24 protein-coding genes are annotated in these 25111 nt (G+C 67.3%); 18 read left to right on the top strand and 6 right to left on the bottom strand.

Going from position 1 to position 25111, the window contains the following annotated elements; genetic code table 11:
- Nucleotides 1–188: 188 nt before the first annotated feature.
- Genes AC5Y5O_RS14355 through AC5Y5O_RS14335 form a run of 5 tightly spaced genes read left to right on the top strand, consistent with a single transcriptional unit; the run spans nt 189 to nt 5298 of the window.
- Nucleotides 189–1463 (top strand): aminotransferase class I/II-fold pyridoxal phosphate-dependent enzyme, encoded by a 1275-nt coding sequence (locus AC5Y5O_RS14355; RefSeq protein ID WP_243393828.1) that lies wholly within the window; start codon nt 189–191, stop codon nt 1461–1463.
- Nucleotides 1464–1468: 5 nt separating this feature from the next.
- Nucleotides 1469–3166 (top strand): fatty acyl-AMP ligase, encoded by a 1698-nt coding sequence (locus tag AC5Y5O_RS14350; protein WP_096285902.1) that lies wholly within the window; start codon nt 1469–1471, stop codon nt 3164–3166.
- Complete coding sequence (locus tag AC5Y5O_RS14345) at nt 3163–3399, top strand: acyl carrier protein (protein ID WP_096285900.1); 237 nt, start codon at nt 3163–3165, stop codon at nt 3397–3399. The genes AC5Y5O_RS14350 and AC5Y5O_RS14345 overlap by 4 nt, the downstream gene beginning before the upstream one ends.
- 29 nt (nt 3400–3428) lie before the next feature.
- Entirely contained in the window at nt 3429–4919 is a 1491-nt protein-coding gene (locus AC5Y5O_RS14340) for a cryptochrome/photolyase family protein (RefSeq protein WP_096285898.1), read from the top strand.
- 1 nt (nt 4920) lies between these two features.
- Nucleotides 4921–5298 carry an SRPBCC family protein gene (locus tag AC5Y5O_RS14335; RefSeq protein ID WP_243393825.1) on the top strand — a complete coding sequence of 126 codons (378 nt, stop codon included), beginning with the start codon at nt 4921–4923 and terminating at the stop codon, nt 5296–5298.
- Between the two features lie 61 nt (nt 5299–5359).
- Here AC5Y5O_RS14335 and AC5Y5O_RS14330 read toward each other — a convergent pair whose 3' ends face one another.
- The gene (locus AC5Y5O_RS14330) at nt 5360–6316 is read right to left on the bottom strand and encodes an electron transfer flavoprotein subunit alpha/FixB family protein (protein ID WP_096285894.1); all 957 of its coding nucleotides are present in this window, start codon (nt 6314–6316) and stop codon (nt 5360–5362) included.
- Nucleotides 6317–6357: 41 nt separating this feature from the next.
- Nucleotides 6358–7149, bottom strand: a complete 792-nt coding sequence (locus tag AC5Y5O_RS14325; RefSeq protein WP_096285892.1) for an electron transfer flavoprotein subunit beta/FixA family protein — start codon at nt 7147–7149, stop codon at nt 6358–6360.
- Nucleotides 7150–7378: 229 nt separating this feature from the next.
- On the opposite strand from AC5Y5O_RS14325, the gene AC5Y5O_RS14320 reads away from it, so the two are divergent.
- From AC5Y5O_RS14320 to AC5Y5O_RS14310, 3 genes are all read left to right on the top strand, one after another.
- On the top strand, nt 7379–8218 hold the full coding sequence (locus AC5Y5O_RS14320; protein WP_096285890.1) for a class I SAM-dependent methyltransferase: 840 nt from the start codon (nt 7379–7381) through the stop codon (nt 8216–8218).
- On the top strand, nt 8215–9789 hold the full coding sequence (locus tag AC5Y5O_RS14315; protein WP_096285888.1) for a 1,4-alpha-glucan branching protein domain-containing protein: 1575 nt from the start codon (nt 8215–8217) through the stop codon (nt 9787–9789). Before AC5Y5O_RS14320 ends, AC5Y5O_RS14315 begins: the two co-directional genes overlap by 4 nt.
- A 106-nt stretch (nt 9790–9895) precedes the next feature.
- Entirely contained in the window at nt 9896–11140 is a 1245-nt protein-coding gene (locus tag AC5Y5O_RS14310) for a glycosyltransferase family 4 protein (RefSeq protein ID WP_096285886.1), read from the top strand.
- Between the two features lie 3 nt (nt 11141–11143).
- Here AC5Y5O_RS14310 and AC5Y5O_RS14305 read toward each other — a convergent pair whose 3' ends face one another.
- Nucleotides 11144–12118, bottom strand: a complete 975-nt coding sequence (locus AC5Y5O_RS14305; protein ID WP_096290966.1) for an SDR family NAD(P)-dependent oxidoreductase — start codon at nt 12116–12118, stop codon at nt 11144–11146.
- Nucleotides 12119–12182: 64 nt separating this feature from the next.
- Here AC5Y5O_RS14305 and AC5Y5O_RS14300 point away from each other — a divergent pair, with 64 nt between their 5' ends.
- Nucleotides 12183–13547 carry a TIGR01777 family oxidoreductase gene (locus tag AC5Y5O_RS14300; RefSeq protein ID WP_096285884.1) on the top strand — a complete coding sequence of 455 codons (1365 nt, stop codon included), beginning with the start codon at nt 12183–12185 and terminating at the stop codon, nt 13545–13547.
- On the opposite strand, the gene AC5Y5O_RS14295 is transcribed toward AC5Y5O_RS14300, so the two are convergent.
- Nucleotides 13544–14278, bottom strand: a complete 735-nt coding sequence (locus AC5Y5O_RS14295; protein ID WP_423790864.1) for a catalase family protein — start codon at nt 14276–14278, stop codon at nt 13544–13546. The two genes, AC5Y5O_RS14300 and AC5Y5O_RS14295, sit on opposite strands and share 4 nt — an antisense overlap.
- A gap of 346 nt (nt 14279–14624) precedes the next feature.
- On the opposite strand from AC5Y5O_RS14295, the gene AC5Y5O_RS14290 reads away from it, so the two are divergent.
- The 9 genes from AC5Y5O_RS14290 to AC5Y5O_RS14250 all read left to right on the top strand — a co-directional run bounded on the left by AC5Y5O_RS14290 (nt 14625) and on the right by AC5Y5O_RS14250 (nt 22827).
- Nucleotides 14625–15716 carry a polyprenyl synthetase family protein gene (locus AC5Y5O_RS14290; protein ID WP_096290965.1) on the top strand — a complete coding sequence of 364 codons (1092 nt, stop codon included), beginning with the start codon at nt 14625–14627 and terminating at the stop codon, nt 15714–15716.
- Nucleotides 15713–17236, top strand: coding sequence for a phytoene desaturase family protein (gene crtI / locus AC5Y5O_RS14285; protein ID WP_096285880.1), 1524 nt, complete (start codon nt 15713–15715; stop codon nt 17234–17236). The genes AC5Y5O_RS14290 and crtI overlap by 4 nt, the downstream gene beginning before the upstream one ends.
- Nucleotides 17233–18198, top strand: coding sequence for a phytoene/squalene synthase family protein (locus tag AC5Y5O_RS14280; protein ID WP_500025610.1), 966 nt, complete (start codon nt 17233–17235; stop codon nt 18196–18198). The genes crtI and AC5Y5O_RS14280 overlap by 4 nt, the downstream gene beginning before the upstream one ends.
- Nucleotides 18195–18518: a lycopene cyclase domain-containing protein gene (locus AC5Y5O_RS14275; RefSeq protein ID WP_096285876.1), complete on the top strand. Its 324-nt coding sequence runs from the start codon at nt 18195–18197 to the stop codon at nt 18516–18518. The genes AC5Y5O_RS14280 and AC5Y5O_RS14275 overlap by 4 nt, the downstream gene beginning before the upstream one ends.
- On the top strand, nt 18515–18826 hold the full coding sequence (locus AC5Y5O_RS14270) for a lycopene cyclase domain-containing protein (protein ID WP_096285874.1): 312 nt from the start codon (nt 18515–18517) through the stop codon (nt 18824–18826). Before AC5Y5O_RS14275 ends, AC5Y5O_RS14270 begins: the two co-directional genes overlap by 4 nt.
- Nucleotides 18813–19538, top strand: a complete 726-nt coding sequence (locus tag AC5Y5O_RS14265; RefSeq protein WP_096285872.1) for a class I SAM-dependent methyltransferase — start codon at nt 18813–18815, stop codon at nt 19536–19538. The genes AC5Y5O_RS14270 and AC5Y5O_RS14265 overlap by 14 nt, the downstream gene beginning before the upstream one ends.
- Nucleotides 19535–21064: an FAD-dependent oxidoreductase gene (locus AC5Y5O_RS14260; protein WP_096285870.1), complete on the top strand. Its 1530-nt coding sequence runs from the start codon at nt 19535–19537 to the stop codon at nt 21062–21064. Before AC5Y5O_RS14265 ends, AC5Y5O_RS14260 begins: the two co-directional genes overlap by 4 nt.
- Complete coding sequence (locus AC5Y5O_RS14255) at nt 21061–22056, top strand: DUF5914 domain-containing protein (RefSeq protein WP_096285868.1); 996 nt, start codon at nt 21061–21063, stop codon at nt 22054–22056. Before AC5Y5O_RS14260 ends, AC5Y5O_RS14255 begins: the two co-directional genes overlap by 4 nt.
- 210 nt (nt 22057–22266) lie before the next feature.
- The gene (locus tag AC5Y5O_RS14250) at nt 22267–22827 is read left to right on the top strand and encodes a MarR family winged helix-turn-helix transcriptional regulator (protein WP_207768482.1); all 561 of its coding nucleotides are present in this window, start codon (nt 22267–22269) and stop codon (nt 22825–22827) included.
- Here the strand turns inward: AC5Y5O_RS14250 and AC5Y5O_RS14245 are convergent.
- Nucleotides 22766–24067, bottom strand: coding sequence for a glycosyltransferase (locus AC5Y5O_RS14245; RefSeq protein ID WP_243393822.1), 1302 nt, complete (start codon nt 24065–24067; stop codon nt 22766–22768). The two genes, AC5Y5O_RS14250 and AC5Y5O_RS14245, sit on opposite strands and share 62 nt — an antisense overlap.
- Nucleotides 24064–25110, bottom strand: coding sequence for a type 2 isopentenyl-diphosphate Delta-isomerase (fni, locus tag AC5Y5O_RS14240; RefSeq protein WP_096285864.1), 1047 nt, complete (start codon nt 25108–25110; stop codon nt 24064–24066). The genes AC5Y5O_RS14245 and fni overlap by 4 nt, the downstream gene beginning before the upstream one ends.
- Nucleotide 25111: the final 1 nt, after the last annotated feature.

The raw sequence follows: 25111 nt of genomic DNA, 5'->3' as shown, positions 1-25111 counted from the left end.
GAAGTGTGGCGTACGTAACGCTGACGCTCACCGTACGCAAGCGCCCGAGATAGCGCCAATACAATGCCGCGCCAGGCGGATTTGTCCGCGTATTCGTAAGAGCGGCAACGCAATAAACACTCGCACGTCGGTCGCTATTAACGTGCTCGCCAATTTCGAGCGAATCGGATACCCGAGTGCAGCGCGCCATGTTTGATGTAGGCGTGCTGCAGACCTCGAAGTTGAATATCCAAGCGCGGGCACAAGAAGATAGCCGACTGGCCAGCCTGCGTTACTACGCCGCGTGCAACCGACTGCCGTTCTTCAGGCGCGTCGAATCCGCTCCCGGTCCGACGTCGGTCATCGAAGGAAAGACTCGAATCATGTTCGGGTCGAACAATTCTCTGGGCTTGTGCGGCGATCGGCGATTGGTCGATGCGGCCAATCGGGCGACCGAACTGTATGGGCCGGCCTGTGGCGGCGCGCCTCCGCACTGCGGCACGCTGCGGGTCAAGGTCGAGCTCGAGGAGTTGTTGGCCGACTGGTACGGCACCGAAGCGGCGCTGGTCTTCAACAGCGGCTACTTGGCCAATGTCGGTGCCATCACTGCCCTATTGGGCGCGGCCGATCTCGCGTTCCCCGATAGCGAGGCCCACACGTCGCTGCACGACGGCATCCGGCTTTCGGGCGCCAGTTCCCGATACTTCGCGCACAACGACCTGAATTCGCTGGAACGCAACCTGATCCGCACCGCGGAGCGCGGCGGCACCAAGTTGATCGTGATCGACGGCCTCTACTCGATGCAGGGCGACGTGGCGCCGATGGAAAGCATTGTCGCGCTGGCCAACAAATACAATGTCGCCCTCTACGTCGACGAGGCGCACAGCCTCGGCGTCTTCGGGCCCAACCGAACCGGGATCGCCGAAGAATACGGTTGCGCCAAGGACGTCGACGTGTTGATGGGCAGCATGTCGAAAGCGATCGCGTCCACCGGTGGTTTCATCGTCGGCTCGCGCGACCTGATCGATGTGCTCCGATTACGTTCCAGCCAGCACATGTTCACCGCGACCGGGGCGCCGGCGGCGATGGCGGCCAGCATCGCCGGGATCGACATCATTCGCAGCCCGGAGGGCTCCCAGCGCGCCGAAGCGGTGCTGGCCAACGCCCGCGCCCTGCGCGACGGCCTGATGTCGCACGGCCTGCAGGTGCGGGCGGGCATCGTTCGTGCGGACGGCTCCCACGTCGTGGCCCCGCATGTATCGGTGTGGATCGGTCCGGAAGCGCGCGCGATCGCGGCCTGGAATGACGCATTCGACAACGGCGTCTTCTGCTCACTGGCGGTCGCACCCGCGGTCGGCGAGAACGACGCCCTGATGCGCTGCTGCGTGTCCGCCACCCACTCGCCGGCGCAGATCGACCGTGCCGTCGACGTCATCGCCTCGGCCGTGCTCAATGCTGAAGACACGAATAATTCTGGCGCATAAGGGATATGAGTAAATTCACTGACCGCATCGCAAAGGTGGCCGCGGATTCCGCGTTGGGCCTTCGCTTCGGCACCGCCGGCAATCTGCATTTCGCGAGCTGGCATGACATCAATCAGTCGGCGGGCAAGGTCGCGGGCCGGCTGGCCGCCGAGGGAGTCACGCGCGGGGCCAGGGTGGGCGTGCTGGCCGCCAACGCCGAAGATGTCGCACCCGTCGTCCAGGGCATCTGGAAACTGGGTGCGGCGATGACGATGCTGCAGCAACCCACGTCGCAAGCCGACCTCAGCGAGTGGCACGAGGGAACCCTGCGGGCGCTGAGCCTGCTCGAAGCGCACTGCGTGCTGGTGGGGCGGCCGTTCGTCGCGGTCGCGGACGCCCTGCGGGCCTCGGGATACCGGGTCATCGAGGTGCCCGACACGTGGGCCGGGGCCGACGCGGCCGAGGAGCCCACCGGCGAGGACGACGTCGCCATCTACCAGCTCACCTCGGGATCGACCGGGGATCCCAAGGCCGTGGCGATCACGCACGGCAACCTGTATGCCGATATCGCCGCCATGGTGGCCGAAGTCCGCATCGACGCGTGCGTCGACGTCACGATGAGCTGGCTTCCGCTCTCCCATGACATGGGCCTGATCGCCTATCTGCTCTCGCCGATGTTCGCCGGCAACGCGGCCGTGTACATACCGCCCACGGAGTTCGTCAAGTCACCGCTGGCCTGGCTGCAAATCCTCACCGAGCAGCGGGCCACCGTCACCGCGGCACCCAACTTCGCCTATTCGATCGTCAGCCGCAGGCTGCGGGCGGTCAGCGACGGCGCCTACGACCTGAGCGCGCTGCGCTGCGTGGTCTCCGGTGCCGAACCCATCGACCCGGTCACGATGTACGAGTTCGCCCAGCAGGCCGCGCGGTTCGGGATGCGGGTTTCGGCGATCGGCGCGGCCTACGGTCTGGCCGAAGCGACGGTCGCGGTGTCCTTCTCGCGGGTGGATCGACCGCTGGCGGTCGAGAACGTGTGCGCCGACGAACTGGAAACCCACGGCCGCGCGGTCACCGGCTGCGTCTGCGGGGCGCCCAAGAAGGAATTCGTCCTGCTGGGTCGTCCGATGTCCGGGGTTCAGGTCCGCATCGCCGACGAGGACCGGGGCACCCGGCCGGCTCGGCACCTGGGCGAGGTCGCCATCCGGGGCGACGCGGTGACCCGGCACTACCTGACGGCGCACGGCGAGGTGGCCGCCGTCGATGCGTACGGCTGGTTCTACACCGGCGACCTCGGCTACCTCACCGACGACGGCGAGATCGTGGTGTGTGGGCGCCGCAAGAACGTCATCATCGTCGCCGGCCGCAACATCTTCCCGTCCGACATCGAGCGACTGGCCGCCTCGGTCGACGGCATCAGGCGCGGTGGCGTTGTCGCGTTCGGGGTCACGCTCGCCGATCAGCGCGAGGAGATCCGGATCGTCGCCGAGACGGTCCAGGAGGATCCGGGCGAAGCCGCGCACGAGATCCGTCGTCAAATCGGCCGAAAGGTCCGCAGCGCAACGGGATTGAGCCCGACGGTGCTGCTGGTCGGCAAGGGCAAGGTTCCGAAGACACCGTCGGGCAAGATCCGCCACGTCGCGGCCAAAGAAATGTTCGGAGAGGTCTTGGGAGAGGTCTTAGGAGAGGTCTTAGGAGAGGTCTTAGGAGAGGTCGAAGCACTGTGAGTAGCGTCAATGATTCCGTCGTGTCGATCGTCACCCGGCTGGCGCCGGACCGGATGGCTCAGGTCACCGGCGACTCGCATCTCGTCGACGACCTGGGCTACGACTCGCCCCGCAAGATGGAACTGGTAGCAACCCTGGAAAGTCACCTCAAGATGCGGCTCAAAGACCCCGAGACGCCGCTGGACACCGTGGGCGAAGTCGTCGACTGGGTCAACGCCAACATCGGCGATTAGCCGGATCCGGCCGCGGGTAGGCCGTTGCGGTGAACAACGTCGCGGAGACCGGGCGAAGGTGGTGTTTCGCCGATCAGCTCGGCCCGCATTTCCTCGACCACCCCGACCAACCGGTGCTGCTGATCGAATCCCGAGCGGCGTTCGGCCGCCGCCGATTCCACCGTCGCAAGGCTCACCTCGTGCTGTCCGCACTGCGTCATCGGGCCGCGGAGCTCGGCGATCAGGCCGTGTTTCTGCAGACCCGCACCTATCGGGAGGCGCTGGACACGGTCACCGGTCCGCTCAGCGTCTGCCAGCCGACCTCCCGGGCCGCGGACAGCTTCGTGCGCTCGATGCCGGGAGTCGAGGTGTTGCCTGCGCGCGGATTCTGCACCGACCGTGCGCAGTTCGACGAGTGGGCACGCGGACAGCGCACGCTGTTACTGGAGAATTTCTATCGCGATGCACGCCGCCGGTTCGATCTGCTGATGGACGGGGACGAACCCGCGCAGGGACGGTGGAATTTCGACGCCGACAATCGCGAGCCGGCCCCGAAGAACACCGACACCTTGGGCATCACCGCGCCGTGGCAAGCCGAAGAGGACGAGATCGACGAGCAGGTGCGCGCGGATCTCGATCGCTGGGAGCGCGAGGGTGCAGTGGCCTTCGTCGGATGCGATGGGCCGCGCGAATTCCCGGTCACCGCAACAGAGGCCCAGTCGGCGTTGCAGATCTTTCTGCGAGATCGCTTGCCGCACTTCGGCCCTCACGAGGACGCAATGCTCAGCGGGGACCGCCTGATGGCTCATAGTTTGCTGTCCGCTCCGATGAACCTCGGTCTGCTCGACCCGCTGGAGTGCGCGTATGCGGCCGAAGATGCCTACCGTGGCGGGCATGCCTCACTCGGGAGTGTGGAGGGTTATGTCCGCCAGCTGATCGGCTGGCGTGACTACATCTGGCACGTGTATTGGCACTTCGGTGCCGACTATCGCCGTCGCAATGCACTGCAGGCGCAAGCCGGCTTGCCGGACTGGTTCAGCGATCTGGACGCCGACGCGGTACAAGCCCGGTGCCTGAGGGATGTACTGGCGCAGGTCCGCGATCATGGCTGGGTCCATCACATTCCGCGGTTGATGGTGTTGTCCAATTACGCGCTGCAGCGCGGATGGCATCCCGCCGCCGTCACCGATTGGTTCCACCGCTGTTTCGTCGACGGCTACGACTGGGTGATGGTCGCCAACGTCGTCGGCATGTCCCAGCACGCCGACGGCGGGCTGATGGCCACCAAGCCGTATGCCGCCGGCGGCGCCTACATCAACCGGATGAGCGACTACTGCGGCCAATGCCGGTATCACCCCTCCGAGCGCGTCGGCGAACTCGCCTGCCCGTACACCGCCGGCTACTGGTGGTTCCTGCACCGCAACCGGCGACGCCTGGAAGGCAACCGGCGAATGAACCAACCCCTGGCCGGGCTGCGGCGGTTGAAGGATGTCGACGAGGTCGTCGCGCAGCAGCGCCGGCTCGGGCAAGCGGCGCCCTAGCGTGCTCACCGTCGACAGAACGATCGCCGCGCCGCCGCCGGTGGTATGGGAGTTGCTGGCCGACCTCGACGCGTGGCCACGCTGGGGCCCGACGATCCGCCGGGCCCGGCTTGACGAGCCGTACGCAGAACTGGCGCTGCATGCCACCGGCACGGTGCAGACGTCGTTGCTGGTTGCGGCGCCGTTTGTGATCACCGAATTCGAGCCGGGCCGTTCCTGGGCGTGGCGGGTGGCCGGGATCCCCGCGACGCGGCATCGGGTGGACCCGGCTACCGACGGCACCCGGGCCAGCATGGAGGTGCCGTGGTGGGCGGCGCCTTATGCGACGGTGTGCGCGATCGCGTTGCGGCGCATCGACGAGATGCTGACGCGCGGGTAGACCGGGCACGCAAAACCCCCCGACGCGACGTGCGTGCGGGGGCGTTTGCGTGACGAAAGAATCAGCCCTTGCGGGTCTTGACCGCGTCGGTCAGCTGCGGCGCGACCTTGAACAGGTCGCCCACCACGCCGTAGTCGGCGATCTCGAAGATCGGCGCCTCTTCGTCCTTGTTGACCGCGATGATCGTCTTGGAGGTCTGCATGCCCGCGCGGTGCTGGATGGCGCCCGAGATGCCCAGCGCGATGTACAGCTGCGGCGACACCGTCTTGCCGGTCTGGCCCACCTGGAACTGGCCCGGGTAGTAGCCGGAGTCGACGGCCGCACGCGACGCGCCGACGGCCGCGCCGAGCGAGTCGGCCAGCTTCTCGACGACCTCGAAGTTCTCCGCACTGCCGACACCGCGGCCCCCGGATACCACGATCGTGGCCTCGGTCAGCTCCGGGCGGTCGCCGGCGACGGCGGGCTCACGCGAGGTGACCTTGGTGGCGTTCTCGGCGGGCGCCGGGACCTCGACCTTGACCTCTTCGCCGGCGCCGGCCTGCGGCTCCGCGTCGACCGCACCGGCACGGACGGTGATGATCGGGGTGTCGCCGTTGGCCTGCGCCTCGACGGTGAACGCGCCACCGAAGATGGAGTAGGTCGCCTTGTTGCCTTCCTTGACCTCGACCACGTCGACGAGCAGGCCGGACCCGAGCCGAGCCGCGAGCCGGCCGGCGATCTCCTTGCCGTCAGCGTTGGCGGCGAGCAAAACCGCTGCCGGAGAAGCGGATTCGACCAGCGAGGCCAGCACGTCGACGACCGGGGTGAGCAGGTACTTGTCGACGTCGTCGGACTCGGCGACGTAGATCTTGGCGGCGCCGGCCTCCTTGAGTCCGTCGGCCAGCGGCGCGGCGGTGCCCGGCGCGCCGACGACGACGGCGGACGGCTCGCCCAGCGCGCGGGCGGCGGTGATCAATTCGGCGGTGACTTTCTTGACCGCACCTTCGGCGTGCTCAACGAGCACCAGAACTTCAGCCATGGGTTATCTCGCTCTTCTCGTGTCTTGGGTGGGTGCTCGTGTCAGATGATCTTCTGGCCGACCAGGTACTTGGCGATGTCGTTGCCGCCCTCGCCCTCGTCGGTGACCTTCTCACCCGCGGTCTTGGGGGGCTTCGGCGTCGAGGACAGCACGGTGGACCCGGCGTTGGCCAGCCCGACCTCGTCGCTCTCGACGCCGATCTCGGCCAGGGTCAGCACCGTGACCTCTTTCTTCTTGGCGGCCATGATGCCCTTGAAGGACGGGAAGCGCGGTTCGTTGATCTTCTCGGTGACGCTGACCACCGCGGGCAGGGTGGCCTCCAGCGTGAAGACGCCGTCGTCGGTCTCGCGCTCTCCGGTGACCTTGTCGCCCTCGATGGACAGCTTGCGCAGGTGGGTCAGCTGCGGCAGGCCCAGGTACTCGGCGATGACCGCCGGAACCGCGCCGCCCGTACCGTCGGTGGCCTCGTTACCGGCGATGACCAGTTCGGTGCCCTCGATGGTGCCCAGCGCGCGCGCCAGGGCCCACCCGGTCTGGATGACGTCCGATCCGTGCAGGCCGTCGTCCTTGAGGTGCACGGCCTTGTCGGCACCCATGGACAGCGCCTTGCGGATCGCCTCGGTGGCGCGCTCGGGTCCGGCGGTCAGCACCGTCACCGAACCCTCACCGCCCTCACGCTCGCGGATCTGCAGGGCCTCTTCGACGGCGCGCTCGTTGATCTCGTCCAGCACGGCGTCGGCGGCCTCTCGATCCAGCGTGAAATCGCCGTCGCTCAGCTTGCGCTCCGACCAGGTGTCAGGGACCTGCTTGATCAGGACCACGATGTTCGTCATGAGTGTGGTTCGTCCTCCTCGAAGGAGTCCCGCGGCAGTGAGCAACGAGACTTTTCAGTACGTGTTTCGCAACGCACACGGGTGTTACTACTGGGTAACTTTGTGCGGCCTGCTCTCACACCATAGCGGGTCGTACTGCAGGTTCTTGCAGGCCCGCCTCCCCCCGCGACCCTGGCCTACCCGCTGAGCGGTTCGCGAATCCGGCACTTCGCGTTAGCCTCCCTATGCAATGAGCGCATTCGTCCCCGACGCCCCCCAGCACCCGCCCGCCGGCACAGCGCCGGAGGTCTTGCCTGCTAATCCGGGGGTGTTGACGCTGACGGGCGAGCGCACGATTCCTGACCTGGACATCGAGAACTATTGGTTCCGCCGCCATCAAGTGGTTTATCAGCGGCTGGCTAAGCACTGTGTGGACCGTGACGTGCTCGAGGCCGGATGTGGCGAAGGTTACGGCGCGGATTTGATCGCCGACGTCGCCCGCCGGGTGATCGCGGTGGACTATGACGAGGCAGCGGTGGCTCACGTCCGCAGCCGCTACCCCAGGGTGGACGTCATGCAGGCCAACCTGGCCGAGCTCCCGTTGCCGGACGCCTCGATGGACGTCGTGGTGAATTTCCAGGTCATCGAACACCTGTGGGACCAGACCCAGTTCGTCAAGGAATGCGCGCGGGTGCTGCGGCCGTCCGGGTTGCTGATGATGTCGACGCCCAACCGCATCACCTTCTCCCCCGGCCGCGACACCCCGATCAACCCGTTCCATACCAGGGAATTGAACGCCGACGAGCTGACCGAGTTGCTGGTCGACGCCGGGTTCACCCGGGTGGCGGTCAGCGGCCTGTTCCACGGCGCCCGCCTGCGCGAAATGGATTTGCGTCACGGCGGTTCGATTATCGAGGCGCAGATCGCACTGGCGGTGGCCGGCGACGAGGGAGTGCCATGGCCGCCGCAGCTGGCCGCCGACGTCGCCGCGGTCACCATCGACGACTTCGAGCTCGTCGGCGCCGGGGACCGGGACACGCATCCTATTGACGACAGCCTGGATCTGGTCGCGATTGCGGTGCGGCCGTGAGCAATTCCGCGACACCGGTGCCCGGCATGTTCACTCTGGTGCTGCATACCCACCTGCCGTGGCTGGCCCACCACGGCCGCTGGCCGGTCGGCGAGGAATGGCTGTACCAATCGTGGGCCGCGGCTTACCTGCCGCTGCTGCGCGTGCTGCGCACCCTGGCCGACGAGGATCGCCACCGGTTGGTCACCCTCGGGGTCACCCCGGTGGTCAACGCGCAACTCGACGACCCGTACTGCCTCGACGGCATGCATCACTGGCTGGCGAACTGGAGGCTGCGGGCGGCCGAGGCCGCCAGCGTGCGGTCGATCCCCAAGTCGAAGTCGGCCGGCTACCAATCCTGCACACCGGAAGCGTTGCGGGAGTTCGGAATTCGCGAGTGCGCGGAGGCGGATCGGGCGCTCGAGGATTACGCCACGCTGTGGCAGCACGGCGCCAGCCCGCTACTGCGCAGCCTGATCGACGCCGGAACCGTGGAGTTGCTCGGCGGCCCGCTGGCCCACCCCTTCCAGCCGCTGCTCGCCCCGCGGTTGCGTGAATTCGCGTTGCGCGAGGGCCTGGCCGACGCGCAGCAACGGCTGGCATACCGCCCCGGCGGCATCTGGGCGCCCGAGTGCGCCTACGCCCCGAGGATGGAACGCGACTACGCCGGCGCCGGGATCACCCACTTCATGGTCGACGGTCCCTCGCTGCACGGCGACACGGCGCTGGGACGACCCGTCGGTGACACGAATGTCGTGGCGTTCGGGCGCGACCTGCAGGTCAGCTACCGGGTGTGGTCGCCGAAATCCGGCTACCCCGGCCACGCCGCGTACCGCGACTTCCACACCTACGACCACCTCACCGGGCTCAAGCCGGCGCGGGTCACCGGACGCAACGTGTCCTCGGATGCCAAGGCGCCGTATGACCCCGAGCGCGCCGAGCGCGCGGTGGACGTGCATGTCGCCGACTTTGTCGACGTCGTGCGCAACCGGCTGCGCAGCGAGTCCGAGCGCATCGGGCGCCCGGCTCACGTCATCGCCGCCTTCGACACCGAACTGTTCGGCCACTGGTGGTACGAGGGCCCGACGTGGCTGGCCCGGGTGCTGCGGGCGTTGCCCGCCGCCGGAGTGCGGGTCGGCACGCTGTCCGATGCGCTGGACGGCGGATTCGTCGGCGAGTCGGTGGCGCTGCCGCCCAGTTCGTGGGGCTCGGGCAAGGACTGGCAGGTGTGGGCCGGGGAGCAGGTGGCCGACCTGGTCCAGCTCAACACCGAGGTCGTCGACACCGCCCTGAGCACCGTGGACAAGGCACTGTCGCAGAACTGCGACGGCCCGACCCCGCGCGACCGCGTCGCCGACCAGATCCTGCGGGAGACGCTGCTGACGGTGTCCAGCGACTGGCCGTTCATGGTCAGCAAGGACTCCGCCGCCGACTACGCCCGCTACCGCGCCCATCTGCACGCGCACGCCACCCGCGAGATCGCCGGGGCGCTGGCCTCGGGCCGCCGCGACACCGCGCAACGGCTGGCCGACGGATGGAACCGCGCCGACGGTCTATTCGGCGCGCTGGATGCCCGAAGGCTGCCGCGATGACAGCCCGGCGCCGAGTCTGCAGCGGTGGCGCCGAGACTGCGGCCACGGTGTGCTTCGGAGCCAAATCCACGCCGTGGGCGCAGTCTCGGCGACAAGGGGGCTGCGCGTGAAAGTCCTGATGGTGTCCTGGGAGTACCCGCCGGTCGTGATAGGCGGCCTGGGCCGTCACGTGCATCACCTGTCGACCGCGCTGGCCGCCGCCGGCCACGACGTGGTGGTGCTGTCGCGCCGCCCGACCGGCACCGACCCCAGCACGCACCCGTCCTCCGACGAGATCAGCGAGGGTGTACGGGTGATCGCCGCCGCCCAGGATCCGCACGAATTCGCTTTCGGCACAGACATGATGGCCTGGACCCTGGCGATGGGGCACGCGATGATCCGCGCCGGGCTCGCACTCAAGAAACCGGGCACGCAGCGATTGTGGCAACCCGACGTGGTGCATGCGCACGATTGGCTGGTTGCCCATCCCGCCATCACGCTCGCCCAATACTACGACGTACCAATGGTTTCCACGATCCACGCGACCGAGGCCGGCAGGCATTCGGGCTGGGTTTCCGGAGCGATCAGCCGTCAGGTGCACGCGGTCGAATCGTGGCTGGTGCGTGAATCCGATTCGCTGATCACATGTTCGGCGTCGATGAGCGACGAGATCACCGAACTGTTCGGACCCGGCCTGGCCGAAACTACGGTGATCCCCAACGGAATCGACGCGGCCCGTTGGCCATTCGCGCTGCGGCGCCCCCGCACCGGGCCCGCCGAACTCCTCTACGTGGGGCGGCTGGAGTACGAGAAGGGTGTGCACGACCTGATCGCCGCGCTGCCGCGGATCAGGCGCACCAACCCGGGCACCACGCTGACCATCGCCGGCGACGGAACCCAGCAGGACTGGCTCGTCGAGCAGGCCCGTAAACACCGGGTACTCAAGGCAACTCGCTTCGTCGGGCACCTGCACCACGATGAACTGTTGGCGGCGCTGCACCGGGCCGACGCCGCGGTGTTCCCAAGCCATTACGAGCCGTTCGGGCTCGTGGCCTTGGAGGCCGCCGCGGCCGGCGCGCCCTTGGTGACCTCCAACATCGGCGGCCTGGGTGAAGCGGTGATCAACGGGCAGACCGGGGTGTCGTGCGCGCCGCGCGACGTGACCGGACTGGCCGCGGCGGTGCGCACGGTGCTCGACGATCCGGCCGCCGCGCAGCAGCGTGCTCGCGCCGCCCGCGAGCGGCTCACCTCAGACTTCGACTGGCGCACCGTCGCCGGGCACACCGCGCAGGTGTATGTGGCGGCCAAGCGCGGCGAGCGTCAGCCGTTGCCCCGGCTGCCGATCTCCGAGCACGCGCTGCCCGACCGCTGAGTCTCACGCGTTGTCGATGCCGATCGAATAGGCGCAATAGCGCCAAAGGCGTTCGCGCTCACGCTCGCCGTGTCTGGTCAACGGCAGATAGTGCTCAGGGCGGGGCCGCCGGTCATGCCAGAAACCACCGCTGGGTGGCGCCGGTTCGGTGGCGGCCAGCCAGATCGCGGTGTCGGCTCCCTGTTCGGGCGTGCGCAGCAGCGGACCGGTGAGCGCCCGGAAACCGGGAAGCGACGTGGCCACCCCGGGCGTATCGGCCCACCCGGGGTGCATCGAATAGACGCGGATGCCGTCGTCGGCCCAGTGGCGGGACAGGATCGGCGTCAACGCCACCTGCATCCGCTTGGTCCGTGCGTACGCGGTGACCCCGCTGTACGGCTCGTCGGAGTACTCGGGGTCGTCGGCGGGCAGCGACTGCGTGTACATCCCGCCCGAGGACATGAAGATCACCCGCGGGTTCTCGGCGCCGCGCAGGACCGGAAGCAAGCACTCGGTCAACAGCACCGGCCCCAGCACGTGGGTGGCCAGGGTGACCTCATGGCGATCGGCGGTCTCGGCCCGCTGCGGCGGCAACACCCCGGCGTTGTGGATCAGCACGTCCAATTCCCACACCCGCGCGGACAACTCAGCCGCGAAGGCACGCACTGCGGAGAGGTCGGCGACGTCGCACACCTCCACCTGCACGTCGGCCTCGGGGTTGGCGTCGACGATCTCATTTCGGGCCAGCTCACCGCTCGTCTCGTCGCGCACCGTCAACAGCACGCTCGCTCCCAACTCCGCCAGGCCTGTCGCAATCGCCTTGCCGATGCCCCGGTTGGCCCCGGTGACGAGCGCCGTTTTTCCCTTCAGCGCGTGCGGCGCTGGGTCGTCTGGCCATCCCAGGCTGCGCAGTTGATAGCCGACACGGGTATAGCCTCCGACGATCGACCGGTCCAGAGCGGTGTCGAGCAGGGACCGCAGGGCGCCGTTAATACTCATGCCGTCTGAGTTACCCACCACGGCGCAAGGCATGCCTTCGTCGTCATCGGGTAAGAATCGAACGATGGGACTCGAATATTCAAGCGTGGTGGATGCGCCGCGCGAGGACGTGTTCGCCTGGTACGCACGCCCGGGCGCCTTCGAGCGGCTGTCGCCCCCATGGTCGCCGATGCGATTGGTCACCGAGGCGGCCTCACTCGAAGACGGAAGGGCCGAACTCGCCCTGCCGGGTGGGCTGCGCTGGGTGGCCCAGCACCAGGCCGACGGCTACGACCCGCCACGGCGGTTCGTCGACTCCATCGGCAGTGACGGGCTGGCCTCGCTGCCCGCCCGCGTCGCCGTGCGGTGGCGACACATCCACGAATTCGAAGACCTCGGCGACAACCGGACCGAGGTGATCGACCGCGTCCAGACTCCGGTGCCCGGCGCCGCTTTGCGGCCCATGTTCGTCTATCGGCACCGCCAGCTGGCCGACGATTTGGCGGCTCATCGGCTGGCGGCCCGGCGCGGGCTCAACCCGCTGACCGTGGCGGTCACCGGGTCGTCGGGACTGGTCGGGTCGGCGCTGTGCGCGTTCCTGAGTACCGGCGGCCATCGCGTCCTGCGACTCGTCCGCCACCGGGCGCGTGGCGACGACGAACGACAGTGGAATCCCGACGACCCCAACCCGGATCTGTTGACCGGGGTCGACGCGGTGATCCATCTGGCCGGCGCATCGATCGCCGGGCGGTTCACCGAAGAACACCGGAAAGCGGTGCACGACAGCAGGATTGGTCCAACCCGTCGGCTGGCCGAACTGGTGGCGAGCATAACCGCCGGCCCCCCGATGCTGATCTCGGCTTCGGCCATTGGCTACTACGGATACGACCGCGACGACGAGAACCTCACCGAGGCAAGCGAGCGTGGCGACGGATTTCTGGCCGACGTCGTCGCGGACTGGGAGGATGCGACCGCGCCGGCCGCCCAGGCCGGGGCGCGGGTGGTGCAGGTGCGCACCGGCATCGTGCAATCGCCCCGCGGCGGCACACTGAAACTGATGCGTCCGCTGTTCAGCGCCGGTCTCGGTGGCCGGCTCGGCAATGGCCGGCAGTGGTTGTCCTGGATAGGGATCGACGACCTGATCGATGTTTATCACCGGGCACTGTGGGACACCAAGCTTTCTGGTCCGGTGAATGCTGTTGCGCCGCAACCGGTTCGCAACAGTGAGTACACCCGCACGCTGGCCCACGTGCTGCGGCGGCCCGCGGTACTGCCGGTTCCGCCGCTGGGGCCGCGAATCTTGCTCGGCGAGCAGGGGGCCCGGGAACTCGCCCTGGCCAATCAGCGGGTTGCGCCAGAGAAGCTGGACCGCGCCGGGCACCGCTTCCGCCAACCCGAGCTGGACGGCGCCCTACGCCACCTGCTCGGTCGCGAAACTGTGCGCAATTAGGACTCGCGGCGTGCCGCGAACAGCCCGGAGAACCGGCCTTCCCGGCTGCGCTGGTAAGCCCGGCCACGAAGATCGGCAAGCCAGCCCGGATACAGCGTCACGCCGGGCGCGGTATTAAGGACGGGATCGAACGAGACATCCGCGCGCCCCGCGTCGACGAGATCGGACACGTGCAGCCGTGCCAACGGTGTGAAATCACCTCTGCCCCCGGCCTGGTCCAGGGTGACATCGATTCCGCCGGACTGGATCCGGCCGGCCACGTCCGTGAGGGACAGGCCGGTGCCACCGATCTCGGTATCGATGCGGGCGCGCAACCACCAGGGCCTTTCCCGGTAGCGCAGGGGCATGAGATTGGTCATCGTCTGCCCAGTCCACGATGCGACCGGCCGCAACGCCACCGCACGCGTCACTACTCCGGAACCGGCCGAGACGAGCAGAATGTCCCACAGTCCGGCGCGTGGCTGCGGGTCCGCGATGCGGATGGCCAAGCCGATGAAATCGGGGAGAGACCCGGGTGTGCCCACGGCCTTAGACCAGCGCACGACAACGTCACCCGACGGGAATGGCAGACCGCATTGGGCCGGTGCGACCCGCTCCGCGTGGCCTTTGGCCAGTACCCCGGCGGGATGAAAGAACCGGCGACCGCGCACCGCCGATCCCAATCGGAACGGCAGCGCGACAACGTCGGAAACACTCACCGGCGGACTCCTTTTTTCGGTTGTTAGAAACATCTAAGGAACCACACAAACAGTGCCTGAGCTGTGCGAATAACGCCCTGCGGTGCGTGTGATTGCCGTGTCGCTGCAGGTACCCGGCCTAAAGCCGATCAAACCCGTAGGGTGGGGGATGCGCTCGGTCGTTCAATAATTTAATGTTTAAGCAGATGAACCAGAACTCATATGCAACTGACCGGTGGACAGACCTCGCCCTAGAACCGTCAGTCGCCCGTTTGTTGTCTCGTCGAAGGGGTACCAACGCGTGAATCTGAGCCGTTCGCAACAGCGGCCGACCAACCGTGCTGGGGGTGCTTCGGTGGGCACGGTGCGTTCGTTTCCGCAAGTACGACCGGTCGAAGCGCTGCCGTCGATTGCTCTACTGCCACCCCAGCCGGGTCAACTGCGAGCGTGGCGGACCGGCCTGAGAGAAGCCGTCCTCGCCGAGCTGACGCGGTTCGTCGCCGTGCGCTGCGCCGACGACTTGGCCCCCTCCGGCGTCGACGTCGCCGGCGATGTTTTGCTGGAATTCGTCACAGACGGAAAATGCCTGCGTTCGACGTTCATGTATCTGGGCTGGCTGTGTGGCGCAGGGCCGGACAGCGCGGCGCTGTCGGCGACAGCCAGTCTAGAGTTGCTGCAGGCGTTCGCCTTACTGCAGGACGACGTGATGGACTGTTCGCCGTCGCGGCGCGGCCGTCCGGCGGCGCACGTCCAGTTCGCCGACTGGCATCGACAGCGCGGCCTTGCCGGTTCGTCGCTGCGGTTCGGTGAATCCGCGGCGATCTTGCTCGGCGACCTGTGCCTGGTCTGGGCCGAACAGATGCTTCGCGACAGCGGGCTGGCGGCCGAGCCGCTGCAGCGCGCCTGGCCGCGCTACGACGCCATGCGTACCGAGCTGGCGGTAGGCCAATTCGCCGACCTGGCAACCGATCTGCGCGATCTGCCGACGATGGATTCGGTCCTGCGGGTGGCCCGGATGAAGTCCGGCAACTACACGGTACGACGACCGTTGGAGATCGGTGCGGCGATGGCGGGCTGCGACGAACGGGTATTGACCAGCCTTGGCCAGTACGGTGCGGCCATCGGCGAGGCGTTCCAGTTGCGCGACGACATCCTCGGCGTCTTCGGCTCTCCCACCGTCACGGGCAAGCCCAACGGGGGCGATCTCAGCGAACGCAAAGCGACCAGCGTCGTGGTGGCTGCTTACCAACTCGCCGATGCCGCCACCCGACGGCAGTTCAGCGAGCTGATGAATTGCGAGTGCCTTGACGAGGCCGCGGTGGAATACTGGCGCAACATGATCTTGGCCACCGGGGCGGTGCAATTCATCGAGGGTTTGATCGATGACAGCGTCGCCACCGCGTGTAACGCCCTAACCGGTGGATCGATCGACGATCTGATCATGAGCGCACTGGTCGACATGGCCAGCGTCTGCACCAGGCGGGCCGCGTGAGCGCACGAAGCGACCGCGTCGTCGTGGTCGGAGCCGGATTCGCGGGCCTGTCGGCAGCGTTGCATCTGGCCGGACGGGGCCGCGAGGTCACGGTGGTCGAGCGTGAGGCTTGGCCGGGTGGACGAGCGGGCCGACTCGACGTCGGCGGCTATCGGATCGACACCGGGCCGACGGTGCTCACCATGCCCGACATCATCGACGAGCCGTTTGCCGCGGTCGGTAAAGACCGCTCGGAATTCGTCGACCTGATGCCGATCGACCCGGCCTACCGAGCCATGTTCGCCGACGGCAGCAGCATCGACGTCCACACCGACGCCGTGGCGATGACCGCGGCGATACGCGAGTTCGCCGGCCCACAGCAGGCGTCGGGCTACCTACAGCTACGCGACTGGCTGGATCGCCTGTACCGCACGGAATTCGACGGCTTCATCGGATCCAACTTCAACTCTCCACTGTCCCTGGTGAACCGCAGGCTGGTGCAACTCGCGGCGATGGGCGGGTTCCGGCGGTGGGAAACCATGGTCCGGCGTCACATCAGTGACCCGCGGCTACGGCGGATTTTCACCTTTCAGTCCCTGTATGCCGGCGTCGCGCCACAGCAGGCGCTGGCCGTGTACGCGGTGATCGCCTACATGGACACGGTCGCCGGCGTCTTCTTCACCCGCGGCGGCGTCCGCGCGCTGCCCGACGCCCTCGCGTCGGCCGCCATCGGGGCCGGAGTCCAGTTTCGTTACGGGTCAACGGTTTCTGCGCTGGACCGCGACGGTGAGCAGGTCACCGCGGTGCGCACCGCCGACGGCGATCGCATTGAGTGCGACGCGATCGTCCTGACCACCGAACTGCCGCTTACCTATCAGCTGTTGGGCCGGCGACCACGCCGGCTATTGCCGCCACGCCCGGCCCCGTCCGCGGTGGTCATGCATGTGGGTTGTCACGCCGCCGCTGCGGCTCAACAAGCGCACCACACCATACTTTTCGGCGAGTCCTGGGAGCAGACGTTCACCGACATCATCCGCGACGGACGCACCATGCGAGACCCGTCCTTGCTGGTGACTCGGCCCACCGTCAGCGACCCTGGTCTGGCCCCCGACGGACGCGATCTGCTCTATGTGTTGGCTCCGGCGCCGAACCTGGCGCACGGACCCATCGACTGGGCGCGCCGCGGTCCCGCATACGCGGACACCCTGCTGGATACGGTGCAGGAACGCCTGCTGCCCGGGCTGCGCGACAGCGCCGAAATCCTCGGCGTCGTCACCCCCGAAGATTGGGCACGTCAAGGCATGGCGGCCGGCACCCCGTTCGCGCTGGCCCACACCTTCGCCCAGACCGGTCCTTTCCGGCCCGCCAACACCGTGCGCGGAATCGCGAACGCCGTGCTGGCCGGCTCGTCGACGGTGCCCGGCGTGGGTGTGCCCACCACGCTGATCTCCGGGCGGCTGGCTGCCGACCGGATTACCGGGGTTGCCATCGAAAAGAACCGGACCGCAACAGTTCTCGATATGAAGGCGCCGCTGCGATGATCCGCACCGAATTGGATGCAGCCGGAGTCGACGACCCGCGGCTTCGGCTCGCCTATCGCCAGTGCCGGAAGATCGCGGCCAACAACGGCCGCACCTACTTCTTGGCGACGCGCCTGCTGGCGCCGGATCAGCGTCCGGCTGTCCACGCGTTGTACGGCTTCGCCCGCCACGCCGACGACATCCTCGATGAGTTCGACGCGGCCCTGGACGCGCAGGCGCGCGCAGAGCGGCTGCAGCGGCTGTCCGATCGGTTTTTCTCGGCCGACCCGCATGAGGATGAACCCGTTCTCGTCGCGGTCAACCACACCATCGCTCGCTACGGCATCGCCGCGGATCTGTTCGAGGACTTCCTCGCCTCCATGCGGATGGATCTCACCGTCACCGACTACCCGAACCGTGACGCACTGGATGTCTACATGCGCGGCTCCGCGGAAGTCATTGGATTGCAGATGCTTCCGATACTCGGCATAGTCGGGGACCCGACAGAGGCAGCGTCATGTGCGGCGGCCCTGGGCCGCGCCTTTCAACTCACCAACTTCTTGCGCGACGTCGACGAGGATCTGCAGCGAAACCGGGTCTATCTGCCCGCCGACGAACTCGCCAGTCACGGTGTCGATCGCGACCTGCTGATGTGGTGTCACAGCCACCGCCAAACCGATCCGCGCGTGCGCGCGGCACTGGCGGCGCAGCACGACATCACCCGCAACATCTATCGTTACGCCGCCAATGGGATCTCGCTGCTGGCACCCAGGTCCCGGCCCTGCGTCGCGACCGCGTTGACGCTCTATTCCGAGATCCTGGACCGCATTGAAGAAACCGACTTCTCGGTATTCGCCGGCCGGGCGACGGTCGGGATGCCACGACGACTCCAGGTCGCCGCGAAGGGACTGCTGTGGTCCTGGCGGCTCCGGTTCGCCGAGTCCGGCGCCGACACCGAACACCGGAAGCGCGGTGGCGTGTGAGCGACCGTTGGCAGTACCTGATCGTGCTGGGGTTGTGCCTGGCGATCACGGCGCCGCTGGAGCTGTTTAGGCCCGGCGTCTACCGCCAGCCGCTGCGCCTGCTGCGCGCGGTGCTCCCGGTTGCCGCCGTGTTCCTGGTGTGGGACGCGGTCGCGATCGCCGCCGGGGTCTGGACGTACAACGCGGCCTACCTCAGCGGCATGCACATTCCGTTTCGCATCCCGGTGGAAGAGTTGCTGTTCTTCGTGGTGATTCCGTTGTGCGCCTTGCTGACCTACAACGCGGTCACCGCCATGCTGGGGCGAGGCCGGCGCCGATGATCGGCCTGGGCTACACCGTGCCCGCCGTCGTGTCGGTGCTGGCGGTGATCGGGCTGGAGTTCGCCCTGCTGCATACCGGGCTGTTCAGGCGACTCGCCTATTGGTTGTCGATGGTGATCGTGCTCGGTTTCCAAGTACCGGTCGACGGCTGGCTGACCAAACGCAGCGCGCCTATCGTGTTGTACAACGACCGCGACACCAGCGGGATTCGGTTCCCGTTCGACATCCCGATCGAGGATTTCCTGTTCGGGTTCGCCATGGTCACGGCCGTATTATTGCTCTGGGAGTACCAGCGTGCGCATAGATGACAGGGGTCTGCCCCGCGACGACGTGCCGACGGCGTTCAACGTCGGCGCGCACGCCTATGACCGATTGGTCGGAGCCAACCCGGGCTACCACTCAGCCCTGGAGCTGTCCGCACACCGTATGCAACTTCCCGGCCGCGGCCGGGGTCTGCGATTGCTGGACGCGGGTTGCGGTACCGGTGCATCCACGGCGGCGCTGCTGAAGGTCGCGCCCGAAGCCGAGATCGTCGCGGTGGACGCGGCGAACGGAATGCTGGACGCCGCAAGGAAAAAGCGATGGCCGCCATCCGTGCGGTTTGTGCTTTCGCGCGTCGAAACGCTCGGTGAGCACGGTGTCGACGGACCATTCGACGGCATCCTGGCGGCATATCTGCTGCGAAACCTCGCCGATCCCGACGCTGCGCTGTCAGCGTTTCGAGACCTGCTGCGTCCGGGCGGCACTCTGGTGGCGCACGAGTACTCGGTGCGTGATTCGCTTGTGGCGCGGTGGATTTGGCATGCGGTATGTTGGGGCATCATCATTCCCGCTGGCGGCTTGCAAACGCGCGACACTGTGCTGTACCGCCACCTGTGGCGCAGCGTGCTGACCTTCGACGGGGCCGCGCGGTTCCAGCTCCGGATGCGTGACGCGGGTTTCACCTCGGTGCGCAGCGACACGGTCCCCGGCTGGCAACGCAACATCGTCCACACCTTCCGGGGGGATGCGCCGCAATGACCGACCGCCGCCGCCACCTTCACCCGGCACCGCCGGGGTTGCCCGACGCACGGGCACTGCCGTCGCCGCCCCGTGCCGTGGTCGTCGGAGCGGGCATCGCCGGCCTGACTGCCGCTGCCGGCCTGGCCGAACGCGGTGTCACCGTCGACATCGTCGAACGCGAAGGCTACCTGGGCGGCCGGGTCGGCGGCTGGACCGAGCCTGGAGAACCTCAGCCGGGCAACGACTTTGCGATGAACCGCGGGTTTCACGCGTTCTTCCGACAGTACTACAACCTGCGCGCACTGCTGCGCCGCGTCGATCCACAACTGCGGATGCTCGTCGGCGTCGACGACTATCCGTTGGTTGACGGCGCGGGCCGGCGTGACACCTTCGAAGGGTTGCCGCGAACACCGCCGTGGAATGCGCTCGCATTCGCCTTGCGCAGCCCGACTTTTCGACTCGGCGACCTGGCCCGCATCGATGCTCGCACCGCGGCACCGCTGGCTGCGGTCTCGGTGCCCGACATCTACTGGCAGCTCGACCACATCGACGCCGAATCATTCCTGAAAAGCCTCAACTTCCCGGAGTCGGCGCGTCACCTCGCGTTCGAGGTGTTCTCGCGCAGCTTCTTCGCGGCGCCCGACCAGTTGTCGGCCGCGGAACTGGCGACGATGTTCCACATCTACTTCCTGGGTTCCAATGAAGGTCTGCTCTTCGACGTTGCGAACGCGAACTTCAATGTGAGCCTGTGGGATCCGCTGCGGGAATACCTGGAAGATCGGGGCGTTCGGGTGCACCTCGGAACAGAGGTTCGCCGCGTTGCCCCCGGCGCGAACAGCTGCCTGCGGGTGGAGACGAATTCGGCCGAGCGGTTCGACGCCGATGCCGTGGTACTCGCACTCGACACGCGCGGTCTGCAGCAAGTCGTGGCCGCGTCCCCAGGCCTCGGAGACGACGAGTGGTACAGCAGGATTCGCGAATTACGGACCGCGCCGCCATTCGTGGTTCATCGCCTCTGGCTGGACCGGCCGGTGGACCCGGCGCGAGCGCCCTTCCTCGGCACCGCCGGCCATCCCCCGTTGGACAACATCAGCGTGCTCGAGCGTTATGAGCGCGAAGCGGCCGAATGGACCCGCCGCACCGGCGGCTCCGTTGTCGAATTACATTCGTATGCAATCGATAGCGATACCCCGCAGGAAGCGGCGATTGGACAGCTGCACCGAATGTACCCCGAGACCGCAACTGCGCGAGTGGTGCGCGAACGTGTGCTGCGCCGAAGCGATTGCCCCCTGTTCGCCCCCGGCACCTATGCGCGCCGGCCGACCGTCACCACACCACAACCCGCCCTGATGCTGGCCGGTGACGGTGTTCGGGTGGATCTGCCTGTCGCACTGATGGAGCGGGCCGCCACGACCGGCTGGGTGGCCGCTAACCGGCTGCTCGCGAGATGGGGACTGGCCGGCCACGAGCTGTGCACGGTTCCGATCCGTGGCCGGTCGAGGTTGCTTCGGTCGCTGGCCGAACGGCAAGGACGCTCGCTATGAACGTCCGCGACCAGCTACGCCGCCGGCTGCCGAAAGACTGGCCGGTCGAGATCATGCCGCGCAGCCCGTGGTCCGAGCAGCGACCGACCTACCGCGACGCGAACCCGGCCCTCATCGAGGCCGCCTTGGCTCGGTCCCAGTCCAGGCCGACCGGTAACTGGTACGCATTTGCCGCAAGCGCAGACATCCGGCGCGATCGCCCGCTCGGCGCGTGCGTCGCGGGCATCGAGCTCGTCGCCTGGCGCGACAAAGACGACCGACTGTGCGTCGGGCCGGCGGGCTGTCCACATCTGGGCGCCGACCTTTCGACCGGGGTGGTGCGCGAGGGTGTGTTGTTCTGTCGGTGGCACGGCCTGGCGCTGGACGGCCAGACATGCGAAATGCGTTGGCGGCCCTATCCCAGTCATGACGATGGCGTGCTGGCCTGGGTACGCCTCGACTCCGTCGGCGGCGAGGCACCACTGGACGCGCCGAACATCCCTACCCGACCGACCGGCGAAACGGTGCACACCGTCGCTCACCTGGTCGGCCACTGCGAGCCGGCCGACATCATCGCCAACCGGCTCGACCCCTGGCACGGCGCATGGTTTCACCCTTACTCGTTCACCGAGCTGGAGGTGCTCACCGCCCCGACGGAGCAGGACGACCGCTTCATCGTCGCGGTCACGTTCCGGATGGGCCCAATCGGCGTTCCGGTGATAGCGGAATTCACCAGCCCGGAGGCCCGCACCGTCGTGATGCGCATCGTCGAAGGCGAAGGAACCGGCAGCGTCGTGGAAACTCACGCCACGCCGCTGGGCCCGGGGCCGGATGGACGTCCGCGGGTTGCCGTCATTGAAGCCGTCGTCGCGCATTCGGAGCGACCGGGATTCCGATTTGCCGGGCGTGCGGCGCCGATCATCACCCGCCTGGTGCGCTTCGCCACCAAGCGGCTGTGGCGCGACGACATCGATTACGCCGAACGCCGATATCGGATCCGCTCCGGCAGCTGACCGCGATTTCAGCGGCGTTCGCCCGGTAGCCGAACCCGGCCCGCGACCGACAGAAAGGCGACAGGTATTGACCGACAAGGGCCACGACCCGACCCGAGCCTGACGCTTTTCCCTCGACCGCTCCGCTAGGTTCACCTCTGACGCGCCTGCTCGAGTCGTTCTCGGCAAAGCGCGCGGATACCCTGGTGTAACTAGTGAAGGATCCGGTAAGTGACCAACAGCCGCGCGCATGACCCGCAACTCAGCCGTGCTGAGCTGGAGAGATCGCTGTCGGCCGATCTGCGGGCCATGACCGCGCGATCCGACCGGGTTGGCCGTCATTTCGCGCGCATGAACGAAGTCAGCAGTAGCGACTTCCACGCGCTGCTGCACATCATGGTCGCCGAGACGGCCGGGGAGCCGTTGACGTTGGCGCAGCTACGGCAGCGAATGGACGTGTCCCCCGCGGCGATCACCTATCTCGTCGATCGGATGATCGAAGCCGGACATATCCGGCGTGAACCCGACCCGAAGGACCGGCGCAAGTGGCTATTGCGCTACGAGGTCACCGGTATGACCATGGCCCATTCCTTCTTCAAACCTCTCGGTGCGCATTTCACCACCGCGATGGCCGATCTCAGCGACGACGACTTGATGGCCGCGCACCGTGTCTTCACCGCGATGATCACGGCGATGTCGACGTTCGAGGAGGAAGTCCTCACCTCGGTGCCTAACTCGTCTGCGAACTCCGAACCCGCGGAGCCGCACCGGCGTCAGGGCCCTGCGCAGTAAGCCGTGCGGTGCCCAACAAGCGTTGCTCGATCAGGTCGGCACCGCGTGCCACGCCCCCGGTAGCGGCGAAACCCGCGGCCACCCGGCGCGCACCATCGGTCATCGCCGACGCCCTGCGGACCGCTTCGGCGAGCCGGGTGGGTGTCAGCCTTCTAGCCGGCAGCCGGGTGCCGCACCGCGCTACCTGAACGCGGCGGGCGACCTCAGCCTGATCGCGCCCGAAAGGCACGGCGCAGACCGGCACACCCCGGCTGAGCGCCTTCACCGTGGCCCCCATCCCCGCGTGCGTCACCGCGCAGATCGCACGGTCGAGTATCACGCTGTGCTGCACGAATTGGCACACGGTGGCGTTGGTTGTCCGCGGCAGCTCCGCGGGCACCCCGGCCGGGAAGGTGGCGACTACGTGGACGGGCTGATCGGCCAACGCGCGCAACGCCATCTGCCCCAGCTTGGCGTCGGCCTGCGGGATCGAGGACGTGCTCACCAATACGATCGGATCGTCGATGGCCGATAGCCACTCGGGCACCACCGCCGGGGTGGGCTCGAAAAAACACGCACCAAGGAAATGCACCGAGTCGTCCCAATCGGGGTGCGGATATTCGAAGGGTTCACCCCCCACCGCCAACAGCAGCGGCGCGCGTCTCATCAGTTCGTCCACCGAGCCGACCGGGCTCACCTCCAACGCTACCCGAATCGGGTTGACGCTCTTCAGTATCCGGCGATCGAAGAGATGGTGGACCATTGGACGTACCTGTGCGTCGCGGATGCGTCCGGCCAAACCACTCATGGGCCGGAAACCGGGGCCGAACGGCGGGGCTGCGCGTGAACTCAAGTACGGCGTAAAGGGGGAAAACACCAGCCACCCAACGCCACTGGCCTCGGCAGCCGAGATAGCCCCCCAGCAGTTGGCGTCGACGATGATCACGTCGGGTGCCACGGACTCGATAGCACGGCGCAGGTCGTCGACTTCAACGACTGCCCGCCGGCACAGCACGTCGATGGTGGACTTCAACATCCCAAAGGGGTTGGTGGCCAGCCGGTCCTGCCCGGTGATCGCCTCAATCCGCGGATCGACGGGCTCGGCGCGAAATCCGATGGCCGCCATGGCTTGCACCTGCGCGGCTTGGGTGCGCAGGTGCACCTGATGGCCGCGCGCCGCCATTTCCCGCAGCAGCGCGGCCAGCGGATACACGTGGCCTAGCGCGGGCGACCCGTACGCAAGAACTCGCGCCTGCCTCACGGGACTGTGCTCACGCCGATCTGTCGGATTGCACCCAGATCTTGTGCACCGCATCCGTGCAGGCATATTCGCATCTCGTCGATGAATCCCTGCAGGAAGTCTGTTACCGCAGAGGCTGATTCGACGGCAGCCGACAGCAGCGGGCGAGCAACGGCCACGACGTCGGCACCCAGACACAGCGCTTTGACGGCATCGGTGCCGGTTCGTATTCCACCGGAGGCGACCAACGGTATGTCCGGCAGGGCCGCACGCACCTCGCGCACCGCCTGCGCGGTGGGTATGCCCCAGTCCGCCAGATCTGGATAGCGCAGCTCGCCGTAACGGACGAATTGCTCCACGCGCGACCATGATGTGCCGCCCGCGCCCGCCACATCAATGGCCGCCACCGGCGCCGCACCGGTGGGCCGTAGCAGTTCGGCGATCGCTGTGGCGCCGATCCCGTGGCCGACCTCCTTCAACAGTACGGGGTAGCCGAGCTTATCGGTGAGGTCATGGAGTCGGTCCAGTGAACCGGCAAAGTCGGTATCGCCGTTGTCCTGCATTGCCTCCTGCAACGGATTCGTGTGCACGGCAAGGGCATTCGCCCCCACCCGGTCAAGTGCTTGCGCGATGTCGCCTATCGTATCCTTGGTGAACTGCGACAGCCCGATGTTGCCGAACAGCAGCACGTCTGGTGCCACGTCACGCACGGTGAAGCTGGGGGCGGCACGTTCGCCCAACGCGCTCTCGAGCATGATCCGCTGTGACCCCAGCATCATCCCGAGGCCGAGTTTCTGCGCCGCTGCGGCCAGATGCCGATTGATGGTGCCCGACAACTGCGCGCCGCCGGTCATCGCGCCCAGCAGCACGGGCGCCCGCAACCGCACCCCGAGAAATTCGGTGGACAAGTCGATGTCGTCGAGGTTGGTCTGGGTCAAGGCGTTGTAGGGCAACGTGTAGCGTTCCAAACCGGTCGTCGTGCCCTGATACCCGACGTCATCGTGCAGACAAACGTCGATGTGCCGGCGTTTACGTGTGGTCAATTCAGCGCGGTCGGCCGTCATT

Source organism: Mycobacterium sp. NGS40, assembly GCF_059812735.1.
Note: the sequence above shows the minus strand (reverse complement) of the source record. Positions and strands in the feature narration are given on the sequence as shown.